Origin of the sequence: Sphingomonas endophytica (genome assembly GCF_001476895.1) — a bacterium.
Lineage (GTDB): Bacteria > Pseudomonadota > Alphaproteobacteria > Sphingomonadales > Sphingomonadaceae > Sphingomonas > Sphingomonas endophytica_A.
The window spans coordinates 1-17,647 of sequence record NZ_LDTB01000005.1 but is presented as its reverse complement, the minus strand read 5'-3'; the positions used below and the strand labels follow the sequence as shown (position 1 = coordinate 17,647).

Here is a 17,647-nt window from a genome sequence, read left to right as displayed (position 1 = left end):
TCAGAAGCGCGCGGTCGCGCCGACGACGATCTGGCGACCAAGCAGGTCGTAGCGGAACAGCGTGTTGCTGCGCAGCAGCCCCAGCACGCTGCGCGAATCCGGCAGCAGCGGCGGATCGCGATCGAACAGGTTGTTCACCGCGACGCGCAGCGTGAAGCGCTTCGCGACGTCGAAGCTGGTCGCCAGGTCGATATAGTCATAGGCGGGCACGCCGCTGTAGAAGCGGCGGACCTGCGGCGCGTTCGCCGGGATGCCGGTGTCGGCGGGCGCATTGTAGCTGATCGTCATCGCCGAGATGTGCCGCCAGTTGACCGAGACGCTGGCGAACTTTTCCGGCGAGGTCCAGGTCGTGCGCAGCCCGTGCGACCAGCGCGGCATGCTCTCCCCGCAATTCGGCCCGTAATAGCCAACGCAGTTGCGCGGCGCCGCGTTCGGCGTGTCCTGGCTGCCGACGCGCGTCGTCAGCGTGCCGTTGAACGAGGTGTCGAGCGTGCCGCCCGCGCCCAGCCCGAGCGCATATTGCGCCTGGAAATCCCAGCCATGCGCCTGCGACCGGTAACCGTTGCTGGTGCCGCGCGCGAAATAGCCGCTGGTCGGATTGCCGGTCGCCGCGCTGTCGAGCCGGAACGTGCCCGGCGTCCGGACGATGCCGCGGCAATAATAGTCCAGCCCGGTGGTGAGGCAGCCGTTCAGGAAGTCGTTGACCTGGAAGAAGTTGATCGAATCGTTGAGGTTGATGACGAAGCGGTCCGCCGACACGGTCAGCCCCTTCAGCACGCGCGGGCGAAGGATCACGCCGAACGTCTTGGTATAGGCGGTCTCCGGCTTCAGGTTGAACCCGCCGTTGCGGACCGTGCAGCTGTTGTCGAGACAGCTGAGCGCGGCGCTGCCGTACAGATTGTCGGGCAGGCCGGTGCGGCGGCATTGTTCGATCGAGGCGGTCGGTGCGAGGCGCACGTTGGGGTCCGCCGAATTGGGATCGGGCGTCGAGGCGCACGGGTCGTTCGGCCCGGTGCGGGTATAGTTGATGTTGCTCGCCTGATCGGCCTCGATCACGGTCGGCGCGCGCTGCGCCTTGTTGAACGACGCACGGAAACCGATGTCGGCGATCGGCGCCCAGATCCCTTCCACCTTCCAGGTGTTGAAGGTGCCGTTCAGGCGGTTGTATTTCGACACGCGATAGCCGCCGTTGACCTGCAGCAGGTCGGTGAAGCGCTGGTGCTCGATCAGCGGCACCTGCACCTCGACGTTGCTCTCCACGACGTTCTGCGTGAAGCGCTGATCGGTGCCGCCGTTGGTTTCGCGGAACAGCGCGTCGGCGCCGCTCTTGAACAATTCGGCGCGGAACTCGCTGGCGATGGCGATCGCCACGCCCTGTTCGGCGAGCGGCGAAGTGATGCCGTATTTGCCCAGGTCGCCGTTCAGCACCGCCAGCGCCTGCCACATCAGCGAGGTGCTGTTCTGGCGGCCGTCGACATTGGTGAACAGGTAATCGTTGAGCGCGCGATTGTTGTTGTAGGGACGGAAGGCGTTGAACGGCACGCACGCGCGATCGGCGCCGCTGACCACCGACGCGCAGGTCGGGGTGCCGTTCACGTTGACGACGTTGAGCGAGCGGTTGACGCGATCGAAATCGGGCTGCGCCGGATAGATCGTCTCGCCCTTCAGCATCGAATAGACGCCGGCGATGTCATAGCTCCACGCATCGTCCAGCACGCGGCCGCGCAGGCCGCCCGCGATGCGCACGCCGCGGTTCTCGAAGCTGTTGCGGACCAGCGGCATCCCGTCGAAGCGATAGCGGACGTCGAGCGGCACCAGCCCCGTGGTGCGCGTGCCGCACAGCGTGGTGCGCTGCGACGCCGACAGGAACGGATTGTCGCAATTGGTCTGGAACGGCGTGCTGCCATAGGCGCTGTACGAATAGACGCGGTTGGGCAGTGTGTTCGACGACCGGTCGCGATAGAACATCGCGGTCGAATAGAGTTCGATGTCGTCGCTGATCCGCGCATTGACGAACGCGCCGGTGTTGATGCGGTTGAACGAGCGCTGGAAGGCGAGTTCGTCGAACGGATTGGTGGCGGTGCCGCGCCCGGAATTGTACGGCACGAACGTCCCCGATCCGTCGGGGTTGTTGACGAGCGTGTTGCCCACGCCGATCCCGCCCGGCACGATCGTGCCGACCTGCGTATAGGTGCTGCGCGTGCAGTTCAGCAGCCCGGTCGCCACCGTCTGCGTCACTTCGCAGGCCGACAGCGAGCGATCGCCCAGGTTCACCTGGTCCGACTGGCGATAGTTCAGATAGCCCGAGACGCTGAGCGCGCCGTCGAGGAACGTCCTGCCCGCGGTCAGCGTCACGTTGGCGCGGCCGCCGTCGTTCGCCCAGCCCTGGCGCGACGCGAAGAACGCGCGGTTCGCCGCGTCGGTCACGTCGTTGGCGCTATTGTGGTGGTTGAAGAAGCTGTAGTTGCCGCTGACCGCGATGCCGTTGAAATCCTTCTTCAGGACGAAGTTGACGACGCCCGCGACCGCGTCCGACCCGTACACCGACGACGCGCCGCCCGACAGGACGTCGATCCGCTCGACCAGCTCGTTGGGGATCAGGCTGACGTCCATGCCGTTCTGGATGCCCAGCCGCAGCCCGTCGACCAGCGTCAGCGTCCGCTCGAACCCCAGGCTGCGCAGCTTGATGCGCTGGCGCCCGTCGGAATCGGCGTAATTCTGTTCGGCATTGGCCTGCACCTGCGGCAGGCGGTTCATCACCTCCTCGATGGTGGTGGCGCCCTGCGCGGCGATTTCGGCCGCCGTGGTGGTGGTGATCGGCGCGGCCGAGCGGTTGTTGGGCCGCGTGATGCGCGTGCCGGTGACGATGACGTCGTTCGCCCCGCCCTGGGGCGTGTCGTTGCTGGCGGCGGCCAGCTTCGCGGAGGCGACGGGATCGCCGATCGACGCGGGCGCGTCCTGCGCGGCTTCGGTCTGGGCCAGCGCGGCCGACGGCAGCATCGTCAGTGCGGCCACGCCACAACCGGACGTCAACAACGTCTTGAATTTCTTCATCATTCGCCCCTTTTCTCTCGCCGTGCGCAAGATGGGAGCAGTACGTGACAGGCGCCCGATCGTTACCGGAATGCCGCTCCCCTTGCCGGCAAGTCATGGGGTGACAGCGCAGGGTCGCGAACACAAGCGGGCGCTCACCGGTGCAACATACGTTTACCCGGGAACTATGGCGAAACTGCAACAATCGGACCGCCATCGGTGTCGTGGCGGTCCGGGAATATGACGATGCTTGCGGTCGCGACGGGCACCGCCGTCACGGCGCGCGCAAAAAAAGGGGGGCACGGCCGGTGCCGCGCCCCCCCTTTCCGTCGCGTGCGATGCGCGTCAGGCGAAGACGATGTCGCTCTGGACGATCTTCACCCAGGTCTGGATCGTGAAATCGGCCACGCCATCGCCGTTCACGTCGCCCGACAGGTAATAGAAGCCACCCTCGCCGTACGAGCGCAGCTCGCCGGCCTTGCCGGAGAAGTCGGCGTCGCCGATCCAGCCGAACGCATCCTTAGCGCCGCCGGTGACGGCGTCGATCAGGCTGAGGTCGATGCGATCGTCCCCGGTGGTGAAGTCGGCGATCGTGTCGGTGCCGCCGATCTGCGAGAAGCGGAACGTGTCGCTGCCCGCGCCGCCGTACAGCATGTCGTTGCCGGCCCCGCCGTCGAGCAGGTCGTTGCCCGCGCCGCCGTTCAGCTTGTCGCTGCCCGCGCCGCCCAGCAGCGTGTCGTTGCCCGCGCCGCCGTCGAGCAGGTCGTCGCCCGCGCCGCCGGACAGCCAGTCGTTGCCGTTCCAGCCGATCAGCGTGTCGTTGCCGCTGCCGCCTTCCAGCGCCTCGATGCTGACCAGGCGATCGCCCGCCGCATCGCCCTGCGTACCGGTCATCGTCTTGAGCGAGACGGTGACGGCGGTGGTCGAGGTGCGATAGCTGGCGATGTCGAACCCGCCGTTGCCGTTCAGCGAGTCCGCGCCGGCGCCGCCGATCAGCACGTTGTCGTTATTGTCGCCGGCCAGGATGTCGTTGAACTTGGTGCCCTCGACATTCTCGAAGTTGCTCAGATAGTCGCGGTTCGCGTCACCCGCGAAGCCGCGCCCGTACAGCAGCGACACCGATACCGCGGCCGACGCCTCGCGGTAGCTGACGGTGTCGTTGCCCAGGCCGCCGTTCAGCTTGTTCACCGCGCCGTTGCCGATGATCGTGTCGTTGCCGCTGCCGCCGACCGCATTCTCGATCGTCGCGCCATAGGCGATGCCGACGTTGTCGGTCAGCGCCGTCTTGTACGTGCCGTTGAGCACCAGCGCGAACCGCGCGTCGAAATCCGCCTGGGTCAGCGTGACCAGCCCGCGCGCGATACGATTGGCGTTGACCGATTCCAGCGTCACCGTGCGGAGCGTCTCGTCCAGCGTCTTCCCGCCGATGCTGCTGAGCGACCCCGCGTTCAGGTTCACCACCTGATCCACGGCATAGCCCGACGCGTCGAGCGTATCGTTGCCGCCGGCATCCCAGATCGTCACGATCGGCGCGACGTTCTTGGTGAAGTCGAAGACGTCCTTGCCCGCCGTCGAATTGAAGCCGTAGACGGTGTCGCCGGTGCGGGTCGTCGTGTCGGCGCCGTACATCTTCTGCGCCGCCAGGATGTCGTGGATCATCGGCGTATTGCCATAGGAAATACGCATGATCGACACGTCATAGTCGCCCGCGCCGATGTCGCTGGAATTCCAGTACGACATGATCGAATAATTGCGGGAGTCCTGGAAGTATTCCGCGCCATTGGCGTAATTGACCGCGAAACCGGGGCCGAAGTTGTAATTGCCCGGGTGCGACAGGCCGATCGCGTGGCCCAGTTCGTGCGTCAGCGTGGCCATGCCATAGTCGCCGGGCTTGAACTGGAAATTGCTCGCCTGGCTGGCGGATACCCAGACGTCGCCGGCCAGCCGCTCCAGCTGCCCGCGGATCGCGGGATCGTCCCAATAGGTGCCCAGCGGCAGATAGGCATAGGCCTGCGTCTGCGGCGCGCTGGCCAGATTGCCCATCGCGATATCGGCGCGATAGACGTTGCTGACTTCCTTGAACGACACGGAGACGACATCGTCCCAGAAGCCCATCGCCACCCGGGCGGCGGCGCGCTGGTCGGCGTTGAACGAGGCGAAGTTGAAATATTCGCGGAAGGCGTAGTTCTGGCCGTCCTCGGTATAGCCGTAGCCGTTGTCGAGCATCTGCTCCTTGTTCTCGAAGAAGCCGTAGGTGATCTCGTTCACGTTGCTGTCGACCTGCCGCGCCGGATCCGGCCCGCCGACCCAGCTCGCCCCCGAGCGGTTCAGGTACGACGCGATCTTGTCCGCCGACCAGATTTCCTTGCCGTTCGCCGCGACGGTGCCGGCCAGATAATCGACCGAGCCGGCCTGTACGGTCGGGTTCAGCCCGGCCATCGGGTTCACGGTCATCGCTTCGGGATCGGTGACCCCGCCGGTGCAGGCCGGGCAGGTGCAGACCAGACCCGCGACCAGTTCGTCCTGATGCTCCGAATGTTTGATCAGGCTGTCCACCGCTGCGGTGTTGCCGCTTGCCATACTACTCACTCCCTGTTGTTTCTACGGTTGAGACGGATCTGGTATGCGCCGCGCGCGGGGCGATGCGCCCGCCTGCCACGGCAGCGTGTTCGCCAGCATCGCATCGACCGCGGCCTCCAGCGCCGCGCGGTCGTCCAGCGCCACCGCACGCGGCGGGGCGGTGAAGAATTGCTGTCCTTCCGCGCTGTTGCGGAACGGACGGATCGTGAGCGCCAGCACCGGCGCACCGCGCACCGCCGCGACATCGCCCTGCACCAGCAACGTGACGCGCCCCGCCGCCAGCGCCGCGCCGCCCAGCGGCGCGGCGACGACCGGCACCGGCGCTCCCCGGGCCGCGCGCGCGCGCACCGCGTCGCACAGCCGGCGGGTCAGCGCGCCGTCATCGATGCCGTTGGCGGTATGGATCTGGCAGGTGACGCCCAGCGAGGTGACGTCCCGCCACAGCAGCGACGGCGTGCGCGCGACCGCCGGGGCGGGCGCGGCGGCCAGCGCGAGCGCCGCGCCCGCCATCCGCAATCCCGGCCGATACGCTCCGTTCACTCACGCCCCCCGACGACAGGTTTCGGTGGAGACTGTCTCGAATAGAAGAATGCGTCAACGGGGTTTTAACCATTGCGTCATGTTAATTTCATCACAAAGCCATGTAACAATATTACATTGACGGGGCATCGTGGCGTGCCCAGCCGGGCGCGGCGGGGACGAGCGTGTCGAGGAACGCGGCGGCGCTGGCGCGATAATCGGCGCGCTTCGCCGCGTCGAACCGATCCCAGGTGGCGTAGATGTTGCGCATCCGCGCATTGCCGCGAAAGCGCCGTTCGTGGCGCGCGAGGAAATCCCAGTAGAGCGCGTTGAACGGGCACGCCCCCTCCCCGGTCTTCTGCTTCACGTCATAGCGGCAGCGCCCGCAATAATCGGACATGCGGTCGATATACGCCCCGCTCGACACATAGGGTTTCGACGCGATCGCGCCGCCGTCGGCGAACTGGCTCATGCCCACGACATTGGGCATCTCGACCCATTCATAGGCGTCGAAATAGACGACCAGGAACCAGTCCGAGACCGCCTGCGGATCGACGCCCGCCAGCAGCGCGAAATTGCCGAGCACCATCAGCCGCTGGATATGATGCGCATAGGCCTCGCGCTTCGTCTGGTCGACGCTTTCGGCCAGGCAGCGCAGGTCGGTGTCGCCGGTCCAGTAGAATTCGGGCAGCGCGCGCGTCGCGTCGAGCGCGTTGGCGGTGCCCAGCGCCGGCATCTCCCACCAGTACATGCCGCGCATATATTCGCGCCAGCCGATGATCTGCCGGACGAAGCCCTCGACCGCGTTCAGCGGCGCATCGCCGCGCTCATACGCCGCGACCGCCGCCTCGCACACCTCCAGCGGCGCGAGCAGCCCGAGGTTGAGGCACAGCGACAGGCTGGAGTGATAGAGATAGTCCTGCCCCGCGATCATCGCGTCCTGATAGCGGCCGAAGTCCGGCAGCGCGGTGGCGACGAACCGGTCCAGCGCGACCAGCGCCTGCGCGCGCGTCACCGGCAGCGCGAACGGCGTCAGATCGCCGAAATGATCGCCGAAGCGCGCGCCGACCAGCGCCAGCACCGCGTTCGTGGTCGCGTCGGGCGCGAAGCGCGCCGGGGCGGGATAGTTCAGCCCGCGCGGCGGCGTCTGGCGATTGTCCTGGTCGTAATTCCACTTGCCCCCGGCCGGCTTGCCGTCCCCGGTCATCAACAATCCGGTGCGGCGGCGCATGTCGCGATAGAAATATTCCATCCGCTGCTCGCGCCGCCCCTGCGCCCAGGCATAGAAATCGGGCAGCGGGCAGACGAAGCGGTCGTCCTCCAGGATCTCGACCGGCACGCCGGTGCGCGCGGCCCAGTCGTCCTGCATCCGCCGCACGCGATATTCGCCGCCCGCGACGGTGCGGATCGCGCGCGCGGCGTGGCGGGTCGCGGCGCGCGCGACCTCGCCGGTGAAATTATGCGTATTATCGGTATTATCCAGTGTTACATAATCGACCGTCCAGCCGTCGCTGCGCAGCTCCTCGGCGAAATGGCGCATCGCGGCGAAGATCAGCGCGATCTTCTTCTGGTGGTGGCGGACGTAGGTCGCCTCGTCCCACACCTCCATCATCAGCACCACCGCACGGTCGCGGTCGATGTCGCGCAGGCTGGCGAGCGCGGGCGAAAGCTGGTCGCCCAGCACCGGGATCAGGATCGTCATGCGGGCGCAACGCCGCGCGGGCGGTTTCGGTGCGATCGCCGGATGCCGTCATGCGCCCGGGGTCACGGTCGATGCGGGGCGCCGTTAGGGCGGCGGTGCCCGCAACGGTACGCCTGCCCGCCCGGTTCAGCGCGCCCGGCATGTCGCGACCAGCGCGGCGGTCCGCGCGGCGTCCAGCCCCCCGCCCTGCCCCGCGCACACCCGCCCCGCGCTATCGGTGGCGAGGCTGAACGGCAGTCCCGGCGCGCGCGCCAGCGCATCGGCGCGCGCGCGGCGCGCCTCACCCTCCGGCGGGGACCAGCGCCGCGCCTCCGGCACGCCGCGCAGCATCGCGCGCGCGCGGACATTGTCCTCCACCGCGAACACGCGCACCGCCAGCGGGCGCGCGGCGGCCGCGATCGCGTCCAGCCGCGCGAGTTCGGCATGGCACGGCGCGCACCACGGCGCGACCAGCAGCAGCACGCTGTCGGGCGGATAGGCGACCGGCGCCGCCGCGCCGATCGTCGCCAGCGTCAGCAGCGCCGCCGCGATCCGTCGTCCCCGGCCGCCACACCCCTCGACAGCGCGCGTGCGCCGTGATGAGATCGTCGCGACAGAGGGAGGATTCATGTTCGTATCATTGCTCGCGCTGGTCGCGGCGGGTCAAGCCGCCGCGCCCGCGCCGTCGGGCGCCGCGCCGACCACGCAGCAGCGCTTCGACGCCGCCAGCACGGCGGTCGCCGAGGGGCGGTGCGCGGACGCGGTCACCGCGTTCGACGCGCTGGAGGCCGGCGGCGCGACGAAGCGCAGCCCGCTGCTCGCCGCCACGGTCGCGGTGCGGCGCGGGCGCTGCCTGGTCGGCGGCCCGCGCGACGCGCAGGGCAGGGCCGATATCGCGCGCGGGCTGCCGGTGCTGGCCGCGAAGGGCGCCGATTTCGCGGGCGACGTCTATGAGGCGCATATGGCGCTGGGGCGCGCGGCGCAGCGCGCGTTCGACTATGACGCCGCGATCCGCGACTATCGCGCCGCGGCCGACGGCGTGACCGGCACCGCGCGCATCCCGGCGCTGCTGCGGCTGGCGCAGGTGACGATGTTCGATCACGACGGCACCGCGCTGGCCACGATCGACGAGGCGCTGCGCCTCGCCGGCACCGACGCGGAGATCGGCAAGAGGAACCTCGCCGCGATCCAGACCGTCAAGGCGCGCGTGCTGCTGAACGACGGTCGCGAGCGCGAGGCGTACACGATCCTGAAGGACAGTCTGGCCAAGCAGGGCGGGCTGACGATGACGGTCGGCGCGTCGGACATCGCCACCCGCTCCGACCTGGCGATCGCGGCGCTGAAGAACGGCGACCGCAACAGCGCGCGCAATTATCTGGCCTATACCGGCGCGGGCCGGATGCGCGACACGCCGTTCACAACCTCCGCGTCGATGGCCCCGCCGGTCTGCGGCGAGGGCGGGCTGGCTCCCGAGGATCAGGCGATCGTCGAATTCTCGCTGGAGGCGGACGGGCACGTCTCCGGCGTCGCGCCGATCTACGCCACCGGCAACCGCGCCAAGGCGCTGGCCTTCGCACGCGCGGTCACCGGCTGGTCGTGGCGCGCGGAGGATGCCGCGAAGGTGCCGCCGCTGTTCCGCTATGCGACGCGCATCGAACTGCGCTGCGTCGCGGCCAGCGCCGCGCCGCCGATCACCGGGCCATTGTGGGAAGCGACCGCGGCATGGCTGGCGGAAAAGGGCGCGGGCACCCCGGCATGGGAGGATATGTCCGCGGCGCTCGCGCTGCCGCTGCAACGCGCCGCGCTGGCCGATGCGACCGCGCGCGGCGACCGGGCGAAGGCGATGCAGGCCGCGCTGGCGCTGGTCGGCAGTCCGGTCGTCGACGCCGGCCAGAAACCGGCACTGCTGACGACGATCAACGCCGCGCTCGACGCCTTGGCCGCGCCCGTGACCGCGCGAACCTATGTCGCGACGCTGGACGGTGACGATCTCGACCGCAATCCGGGTGACGAGCGTCAGCGGCTGCGGCAGGTGCTGGCGCGGCCTGCGGTCGCCGCCGATGCGCTGTCGGCGGCGACGCTGCGGCTGCTGATCGCGCAGCCGCGTCATCGCAAGGGACCGCCCGACGATGCCGCCGCGCTGCTGACCGCGGTCGTCGACGATCCCGCCTTGCCCGCCAACCACCGGCTGAAGATCGCCGCGCTGCTGTCGCAGGCCAATGTGCTGGCGGCGCGCGGCGATCTGGCGGGGGCGCGCGCGATGTTCGACCGCACCGGGCTGACGTCCGAACAATGCGCGACGATCGGACTGCAACCGGCGGTGAAGCGCTCGGGCGCCGGCGCGCAGGATTATCCGATGGAGGCGGTGCAGCTGGGCTTTGAGGGCTGGGTGCTCAGTGCCTATGACATCGCCGCCGATGGCCGGACGGTCGCGCCGCGCGCGGTGATCGCCTATCCCCCGTTCATCTTCGACGAGGCGGCCAACGGCATCATCCGCGACGCGCGCTACACCAGCACCTTCCGGCCCGACGGTGCGCTGGCCTGTTCGGGGCAGCAGATGGGGGTGCGGTTCCTGTTGCCGAATGGCTGAGGGCGCCTTGTCTTTTCTGTCCGCATGATGCATATTGCGGACAGGAAGGACAAGCCGATGACCGCCCTCGCCCGCCCGCTCGCCGCCCCCGACACGCTGCGCCGCCGCGCGATGCAGGCGCTGACGGAGGCGGTGGCGCGCGCACTGGACAGCGCCAGCGAGGAGACGCTGGCCGCGATCGTCGGCGCGCAGGACGCGCGCGAGGCGCTGGCGATCGCGCCGCGCGACCTGGCCCCGCCCCCGCCCGAGCGGCTGGCCGCCGAACGCGCCGCGCGCGCGCGCACCGCCGCCTTCCGCGCCGAACTGGCGGAGCGGGCGGGCGGCATGTACGACCGCGCCGAGCTGGCCGAACTGCTCGGCGTCACCCCCGCCGCGATCGACAAGCAGCGGCAGCGGCGGCAGATCCTGGGCGTCCCCTTCGGCACCGAGATCCGCTATCCGGCCGCGCAGTTCCGCGACGGCGCGGCGGTGCCGGGGCTCAAGGCGGTGCTCGACGCGCTGGGCGACATGCACCCGTGGGGGCAGTTGCAATTGCTGGTCGCGCCGCTGGACGGGTTCGGCGACGCCCCCGCCCCGCTGCTCGACCTGCTGGCGACGGCGCGCGATGCGGCTGCGCGCGCGCGGCTGGCGGCGCTGGCGGCGGGTTGGGCCGCCTGAGCGCAGGCGACGATGCTGCGCCTGCGACCGGTGCGCGCGGGCACCGTCTTCCACCGCATCCACCGGCATGCGCTGTCGCCCCTGTTCTTCGGACCCGCGGGCGCGACGCCGATCCAGCGCTATGACGATCCGGCCGGCGGCTACAAGCTGCTGTACCTGGCGCTCGATCTGGAAACCGCGTTCGGCGAGACGCTGGTGCGCGTGCCGACCGTCACCGACATATTGTCGAGCGATGTTGCGCAGCGTGTGCGCAGCGAACTGGTCGCGACGCGCGGGCTGCGCCTCTATCCGCTGGTCGATGCCGGCGTGTCGGCGCACGGCCTGTCGTTCACCGAGCTGCACGGCGCGGACTATCGGCGCACGCAGGCGATCGGCGCGGAGATCCATGTGCGGACCGGCGCGGACGGCATCCTCTACACCTCGCGCTTCAACGACCGGCGCTGCGTCGCGCTGTTCGACCGCGCGCGCGACGCGGTGCGGGTGGGCGCGGTCGAGGGTGCGGCGCTGACGCCGGAGCTGGCGCACGCCATGGCGGCGCGGTTCGGGAAATTCTACGTCGATCCGTAAGCAGCCGAAGACGTCGTCACCAAATCGGATGAAGCATCGAGAGTAATCCATTTGAATGAGGCGCGCCGATCAGGTGTTCGGCCGCGCGGGGATCGATTGACAACGGCCGGTCGCGATCGTCATAACTTTGGCATGTCGTTGCGCGTATCATAAAAAAGGGTCGCTCCATGCGTTGATCAGCATCAGGGGGGATTTTGTCATGAGAGCCATTCCGATCGTCGCCGTCATCGCCTGTCTTGTGCTGACCGGCTGCGCCAGAACGGGCCGACTGGCGCGGATCGATCCCGCGGGGCTTACCACCCGGACGGACTGGATCGACCGCCGGAGCCGCAACGAAAAGAGCGAGGATGCGAAGACGGATCCACGCATCCCTGCCGACAAGTGGTGCCCGCTCATCAGTCAGTACAAGGGAGACAAGCAGCAATCGATCAATCTCGATTGCTTCAGGTTCGATTTCCGCGACGACAGGACCGCCTACGAACTTGCCAGTCAGCCGAATGGTCGCGCCGATCGAAACCGGTTGCAGAATATCCTGCTGAACCAGGCCAATTTCGCGTGTCAGCTGGAAAAGGGCCGCCTGTATGCCAATCGTGCGACGATCGACAGTGCCTTCGACTTCGCGTCGGCCGGCTTCAGCGCGGCGAGTACGATCGTCGGCGGCGATCTTGCCAAATCGATCCTCTCGGGCATCGCCGGCCTGTCCACCGCCACCCGCAGCAACCTGAACGCCAACATCTACCAGAACCAGCTCGTCCCCGCGATCACGCGCGTGATGGATGCCGGGCGCAGGGAAATCCTCGTCGAGATCAATGCGCGCGCCGATCAGACCGAGGCGGAATATTCCGCCGACGAGATGATCCGCCTCGTCAACGACTATCATCGCGCCTGTTCGTTCGAGAATGGCGTGCAACTGCTGATCGCCGCCGCCCTCAACAAGGAAGGCGTGGATTCGATCATCCGGCAGGTCAACCTGCGGAGCGACATCAACAATCTCGACGCCCAGCTGAAAAGCCAGATCGCGTTGAAGAACGCGGTCACGGACGATGCGACCAAGGTGAAGGTCCAGGGGACGATCGATGCGCTGCTGTCCCGCCAGAAGGAAGCCATGTTGAAACTGTCCGAGAACCAGCAGGGCGTCGATACCATCACGCCGCAGCCGAAAGGCGATTGACGGCACCACCGGCACGGGCGGGGGCGGCGCGACGCGGGTCGTCGCGCCGCCCCCGCCCCTCACGGCTTGCGCCGCATCGACCAGATCACATTGGCCAGCGCCGACAACAGCGCGGCGACCGCCAGCAGCGAAGGTGCGTCGATCATCTCGCGACTCCTTTCCTGCCGACCATCCCATCATATCAATGGCTTGTAGGAAAGAACATATCGGAAACACCGGCGATCGGGCGATAGGCGACCCCGATCCGCCGCACCGCGCCGGCACGTCGCCGCAGCAGCGCGCGGACATGGCGCAGCGCCTCCCCCTCGCCCGCGAAGCTGCGCGTCAGCACGCGGCCGGGCGCGCCGGTCGGGCCCCAGCGCGTCTCGATCACGATCCGCCCGAACAGGTCGCGCATCGCGTGGACGCGCCAGCGGCGATGCAGGTTGCGCGCCGCGTCGCACGCGACCAGCTCGACCGGATCATAGGGCAGCGCGTCCATGATGCGGATTCTAGGCGCGCGTCGCGGGCGTGTCCGATGGATTTCCTGAATCAGTCGCGGGCGTGTGAGTCAGCGGCTCGATCAGGGGGCGGCGCATGCTTGACAAGTTACTGTTCGGGCGTGACCTTTTCCTATGCTCGTCCCGGTCCTGCTCGTGCTGGCGCAAGCCGTCGCCCCCTCCCCTTCCCCGCCGCTTTCCGGAACGCAGCGCGACGTGGTCGTCATCGGGCAACGCGCGCAGCGGGAACTGGCGGCGTGTCTGGCGCGGCGCTGCCCACCCGCGCAGGAGGTCGAGGCGTCGTTGCAGGCGTCGGTCGAACAGTTCGCGGACGGGCGCTACGACGACGCGCAGCGGACGCTGCAACGCGCGATCCGCCGCAACCGCGCCTTTGCCGCGACGATGCCGGGGCCGGTGTCCAGCCTCTATGCGACGCTGGCGACCGTCGCCGAGCATAATGGCGACACCCGATTGTGGAAGAACGCCGCGCGCAGCGATGTTGAGGTGTTGCGCACGCATCTGGGGAGCGGCGATCCCGCGACGCTCACCGAGGAGCTCCAACTCGCCGACGACATGATCGGGTTGCGGATGCCCGGCGTGGCGGACGGCCTGTATCGCAAGGTCGAACGGCTCGGCATCGCCGGCGGGCATCGCGCGATTGCGGTCGGCGCGGTCTTTCGCCGCGCATGGCTGGCGCTGGCGCGCGACCGGCCGGGCGAGGCCGAGCGGTTGATCGGCGACGCGGTGGCGTTGGCGGATGCGGGGGCGGATGCGGGGGCGGGCACCGGCGCCGATCGCGACGGCATCGCCCGGTTGCGCGACATCCTGCTGGCGCGGATCGCGGTGCGGCGCGGCGACGGCGGCGCGGTGGATGCGCTGGCCGCGCGGCTCCGCCAGTCGGCGGCGCGGACGCCCGCGCTGCTGTTCGCGCCGCCCGTCGAGGACATCAATCCGGTCCCCAGCCCGTCCGATCGCGGCAACAACGATCCGGTGCGGTTCGCCGATATCGGCTATTGGATCCGCCCCGATGGCCGAACGGTCGGCGTGGAGGTGCTGCGCACCTCGGGGCTGGGCCCATGGGAAACCGGTATCCTGCGGCAGGTGGGACAGCGCCGCTACGTGCCGCTCGACGTCGCGGCGGGGGATCCGGGTCTGTACCGGATCGACCGCTTCACGGTGCGCGACACATATGGCTCGGTTCCCGGCAGCCGGATCGCGCAGCGGCGCGGCCCGATGACGGTCCATGTCGTCGATCTGACCGCGACCGACGCGATGAGCGTCGCGCTGCGCCAGCGGATCGCTGGCCCGCATCAGGCGGGGGCAGCCGCGAGCGTCGCCTCGCCCGGCGCCTCCGGTTCGCGGGTGACGGACTGAAGGGCCGCCGGTGTCGTGACCGGCGGCCCTTCGTGCGTCACGCGATATGCAGGTGCCCCATCAGGTCCTGCCCGAAACGCGGGCCGGACATGGCCGCATGGCCGAAGTCCTCGCCGCCGGTGTCGGCGAGCGTCACCGCCTCGCTCGATCCGAAGCCGAGCTTCAGCAGCGCCAGCTGCGGGTCGTGGTCGGTCGGGCGGTCGCCGCCGAACTCCGCGTTGAGGTGCACCGCGTCATAGGACGCGCCCTCGATCAGCCCGCCGGTGACGACGATATGGTCGATCTGCTGCGCATTGCCCTGGAACATGTAGCTGTAGCGCTCCTCCTCCGGCAGCAGCGTGTTCAGGTTGGTGAACTTGCCACCCTGCGCCGGATCGGTGAGCTGGGTCTGCGCCTGCTCGAAATAGAAGCCGTTCCAGTCGCCCAGGATCGCGACGTTCAGCGACGGATCGGCCGCCAGCTTGTCGTTGACCCACGCCTTCACCCCCGCCGCCTGCGCGGTGCGCGCGCTGTCGCCGGCGTCGGCCGGCGGCTGGGTCGCGCCCCACAACGGATCGCTGCCGCCGCGCGAGGTGAAATGGACGTTGATCGTCGTGATCTGCTCGCCGTGGAAATCCCAGGTCGCGGCCAGCGGCTTGCGGCTGTTCGCATAGGCGTCGCCGGTGATCAGCGTCGCGCTGCCCGCGACGTAATCGACGCGGTCGAGGTTGTAGAGATAGCCGTTGCGGATGTTGCCGCCCGGCTCGCCGCCGGTGCTGCCCGCGGTCGACGGCGCGATCTCGACATAGGCATAGCGGCCGCCGTTGATCGCGGCGATCGCGTCGATCAGCCCCTGCGCGGTCTTCTGCCCGGACAGGTCGCTGCCCTTGCCCGCGCCGTCGGCGTCCTGGATCTCCTGCACCGCGACGATATCGGGCGCGCCGAGGTTGTAGACGATGTTGCCGGCCAGCACGTCATACTTGCCGTCGCCCGGGTCCAGGTTCTCGACGTTGTAGGTCGCGATCGACAGGTGCGTGGCGTCGCCCTTCAGCGTCGTCACTTCCCTGGCCAGCGTCGCCTGCTTCGTCACCTCGACCGCCTCGGTGACGATCACCTCATAGGTGGCGTTGGCATAGTTGACGATGCCGGTGACGCCGGAGAGCCGGTCGCCGATGCTATAGTTCGGGTCGAAGCCGTCGAAGATCGCGGCGTCGCGCTGGATCTGGATCTTCTCGGGGTTGAAATCGCCCTTGGAGATGGTGATCCCACCGCGCGCGTTCAGGCCGGTCGCCCCCTCCCCGCCCGACACCACGACGTCGGTTTCGCGCCACTGGTCGGCGGTGGTGTTCGACACGACGCGCGGCGCGTCGAGCGTGACGCGCATCCCTTCCAGCGCTTCCCAGAAGGCGATGCCGTCGGTGATCGCCTGCGTCGGCGGGGTCAGCCCGCCCGTCCCCACCAGCACCGCGTCCGGCAGGTCGTCGCCGGTGCTGTCGACGGTGATCGAGGTCGGGTTGAGCTGCGTCACGGTCAGCCCGCCGGTGCCGGCGCGATATTCGCTGACCCGGCCCTCGATCGACAGCGTGTCGCCGATGAACACGTTCTGCGGCGCGCTGCTGGTGAAGACGAAGATGCCGTCGGAGGTCGCGGCGTCGCCGTCGCCCCAATCCTGGATGTAGAAGCCGTTGCTGTCGATCGCGGTGACGGTGCCGCTGGTGATGACCGTCTGCCCCTCATAGGCGGACTTCAGCCCGCTGCCCTGGATCTCGCCGATCAGCAGCGGCGCGATATCGTCGTTCAGGATCGTGGCGGTCGCGGTGGCGCGGTCCAGCGCCGCGCCGCCGGTCGGGTTGCTCAGCGTGATGCCGAACGTCTCGTTGCGCTCGGGCGTCAGGTCGCCGGCCACCGGCAGGCGGATCGTGGCGCTGTTCTGCCCGTCGGCGAAGGTCACGGTGCCGGTGAAGGCGGTGCCGGCCGCGAAGTCGCCCGCGTCGGCGCCGTCCGGCCCGCCCGGCAGCGTCACGCTCCACGCGGCGCTCACCGCGCCGCTGGTCCCGCCGCTGCGCGTCACGGTGAAGGTCAGGTCGTGGGTGCCGCCATTGCCCTCGGTCGTGCTGGCGTCGGCGATCGACAGCGTGCCCGGCTGCGGCCCGGTCGCGCCCGCGCTGGTGACGCGGATGTCGTCGATGCCGATCCATTCGTCGTTGCCGGCGGCGTTGGTGGTCATGATGCGGACCTGCAGCGTCGCCACGCCGTTCGCCGCCTCGGGCAGCGTCACGTCGATCGCCGTCTCCTGCGTCGCACTGCCGCCGGTCGTGGCATCGGCGATGTACGCGGACGGCAGGTCGATCCAGGCGGCGGTGTCGTTGAGCCGGTACTGGACCGCGACCTGCTGCACCGCATTGTCGCCGGTGCCGTCGATGTCGCGCACGGTCGCGGTCAGGTGCACGTCGGTGCGCCCGGTCGCGTCCAGGTACAGCGCCAGATACGGCGCGTCGGCGGTGCCCGATCCCTGCAGCGCGACGACCGGATTGGCGATCTCGAACTCCGCCACGCCGCCGTTGCTGATCGCGGTGCTCTTCTGATTGGCGATCACGTCGACGACGCTGCTGCTGCCGGTGATCGTGCGCGGATCGGTGCCGGTGCGCGACGTCAGGTCGTCGCCGCGAAAGCCCATGATGCTGGGCACCTTGCTCCAGTCGTCATCGCCGTCGATCAGCGAGAGGTTGCTCCAGTCCTGGAACAGCGCGCCACCGGCCAGGTTCCAATATTGTGCACTCATGAGACACGACCCCCGATCTTAACCCGTTTCGTTGACCACCGCCTATGAGTAGAAGATGACAGGCGGGTTGCAATCCAATGTAATGAGAGCGTTATCATGTCGTCTGACTGCAACATTGGACTGATAGCGGCGGCCCGCGTTTACGAAGATTAACGGGGGTACGGGTCATGAAGCGGATGATGATCGCGGCGGCGCTGATGCTGTCGGGGATGGCGGCGATGCCGGCGCAGGCGGC

12 protein-coding genes are annotated in these 17,647 nt (G+C 68.8%); 5 read left to right on the top strand and 7 right to left on the bottom strand.

Annotation, left to right across the window (positions count from 1 at the left end; genetic code table 11):
• From NS334_RS01905 to NS334_RS01885, 5 genes are all read right to left on the bottom strand, one after another.
• Entirely contained in the window at positions 1-3,054 is a 3,054-nt protein-coding gene (locus NS334_RS01905) for a TonB-dependent receptor domain-containing protein (RefSeq protein ID WP_241491777.1), read from the bottom strand.
• A gap of 324 nt (positions 3,055-3,378) precedes the next feature.
• On the bottom strand, positions 3,379-5,613 hold the full coding sequence (locus tag NS334_RS19250) for a M10 family metallopeptidase C-terminal domain-containing protein (RefSeq protein WP_058754293.1): 2,235 nt from the start codon (positions 5,611-5,613) through the stop codon (positions 3,379-3,381).
• A 21-nt stretch (positions 5,614-5,634) separates the two neighbouring features.
• Positions 5,635-6,153, bottom strand: a complete 519-nt coding sequence (locus tag NS334_RS01895) for a hypothetical protein (RefSeq protein ID WP_153002550.1) — start codon at positions 6,151-6,153, stop codon at positions 5,635-5,637.
• Positions 6,154-6,265: 112 nt separating this feature from the next.
• A complete protein-coding gene (locus NS334_RS01890) occupies positions 6,266-7,834 on the bottom strand; it encodes a cryptochrome/photolyase family protein (protein ID WP_058754291.1) in 1,569 nt (522 codons plus the stop codon).
• Positions 7,835-7,960: 126 nt separating this feature from the next.
• Positions 7,961-8,443, bottom strand: coding sequence for a hypothetical protein (locus NS334_RS01885; protein ID WP_058754290.1), 483 nt, complete (start codon positions 8,441-8,443; stop codon positions 7,961-7,963).
• Here NS334_RS01885 and NS334_RS01880 point away from each other — a divergent pair.
• The 4 genes from NS334_RS01880 to NS334_RS01865 all read left to right on the top strand — a co-directional run bounded on the left by NS334_RS01880 (position 8,442) and on the right by NS334_RS01865 (position 12,798).
• On the top strand, positions 8,442-10,403 hold the full coding sequence (locus tag NS334_RS01880; protein WP_058754289.1) for a hypothetical protein: 1,962 nt from the start codon (positions 8,442-8,444) through the stop codon (positions 10,401-10,403). The genes NS334_RS01885 and NS334_RS01880 overlap by 2 nt on opposite strands.
• Positions 10,404-10,460: 57 nt before the next feature.
• A complete protein-coding gene (locus tag NS334_RS01875) occupies positions 10,461-11,060 on the top strand; it encodes a hypothetical protein (protein WP_153002549.1) in 600 nt (199 codons plus the stop codon).
• Between the two features lie 12 nt (positions 11,061-11,072).
• Positions 11,073-11,627, top strand: a complete 555-nt coding sequence (locus NS334_RS01870; RefSeq protein ID WP_058754288.1) for an RES family NAD+ phosphorylase — start codon at positions 11,073-11,075, stop codon at positions 11,625-11,627.
• 199 nt (positions 11,628-11,826) lie between these two features.
• On the top strand, positions 11,827-12,798 hold the full coding sequence (locus tag NS334_RS01865) for a hypothetical protein (protein ID WP_153002548.1): 972 nt from the start codon (positions 11,827-11,829) through the stop codon (positions 12,796-12,798).
• 181 nt (positions 12,799-12,979) lie between these two features.
• Here NS334_RS01865 and NS334_RS01860 read toward each other — a convergent pair whose 3' ends face one another.
• A complete protein-coding gene (locus tag NS334_RS01860) occupies positions 12,980-13,279 on the bottom strand; it encodes a WGR domain-containing protein (RefSeq protein ID WP_058754286.1) in 300 nt (99 codons plus the stop codon).
• A gap of 133 nt (positions 13,280-13,412) precedes the next feature.
• Here NS334_RS01860 and NS334_RS01855 point away from each other — a divergent pair, with 133 nt between their 5' ends.
• Positions 13,413-14,651 carry a hypothetical protein gene (locus NS334_RS01855; protein ID WP_058754285.1) on the top strand — a complete coding sequence of 413 codons (1,239 nt, stop codon included), beginning with the start codon at positions 13,413-13,415 and terminating at the stop codon, positions 14,649-14,651.
• A gap of 37 nt (positions 14,652-14,688) precedes the next feature.
• Here NS334_RS01855 and NS334_RS01850 read toward each other — a convergent pair whose 3' ends face one another.
• Positions 14,689-17,412 carry an endonuclease/exonuclease/phosphatase gene (locus tag NS334_RS01850; protein WP_058754284.1) on the bottom strand — a complete coding sequence of 908 codons (2,724 nt, stop codon included), beginning with the start codon at positions 17,410-17,412 and terminating at the stop codon, positions 14,689-14,691.
• Positions 17,413-17,647 lie beyond the last annotated feature (235 nt).

Bases quoted from the DNA above. Each gene is read 5' to 3' on its own strand.
- NS334_RS01905 (WP_241491777.1), bottom strand. From the start codon at position 3,054: ATGAAGAAATTCAAGACGTTGTTGACGTCCGGTTGTGGCGTGGCCGCA.
- NS334_RS19250 (WP_058754293.1), bottom strand. From the start codon at position 5,613: ATGGCAAGCGGCAACACCGCAGCGGTGGACAGCCTGATCAAACATTCG.
- NS334_RS01890 (WP_058754291.1), bottom strand. From the start codon at position 7,834: ATGACGATCCTGATCCCGGTGCTGGGCGACCAGCTTTCGCCCGCGCTC.
- NS334_RS01880 (WP_058754289.1), top strand. From the start codon at position 8,442: ATGTTCGTATCATTGCTCGCGCTGGTCGCGGCGGGTCAAGCCGCCGCG.
- NS334_RS01885 (WP_058754290.1), bottom strand. From the start codon at position 8,443: ATGAATCCTCCCTCTGTCGCGACGATCTCATCACGGCGCACGCGCGCT.
- NS334_RS01875 (WP_153002549.1), top strand. From the start codon at position 10,461: ATGACCGCCCTCGCCCGCCCGCTCGCCGCCCCCGACACGCTGCGCCGC.
- NS334_RS01870 (WP_058754288.1), top strand. From the start codon at position 11,073: ATGCTGCGCCTGCGACCGGTGCGCGCGGGCACCGTCTTCCACCGCATC.
- NS334_RS01865 (WP_153002548.1), top strand. From the start codon at position 11,827: ATGAGAGCCATTCCGATCGTCGCCGTCATCGCCTGTCTTGTGCTGACC.
- NS334_RS01860 (WP_058754286.1), bottom strand. From the start codon at position 13,279: ATGGACGCGCTGCCCTATGATCCGGTCGAGCTGGTCGCGTGCGACGCG.
- NS334_RS01855 (WP_058754285.1), top strand. From the start codon at position 13,413: ATGCTCGTCCCGGTCCTGCTCGTGCTGGCGCAAGCCGTCGCCCCCTCC.
- NS334_RS01850 (WP_058754284.1), bottom strand. From the start codon at position 17,412: ATGAGTGCACAATATTGGAACCTGGCCGGTGGCGCGCTGTTCCAGGAC.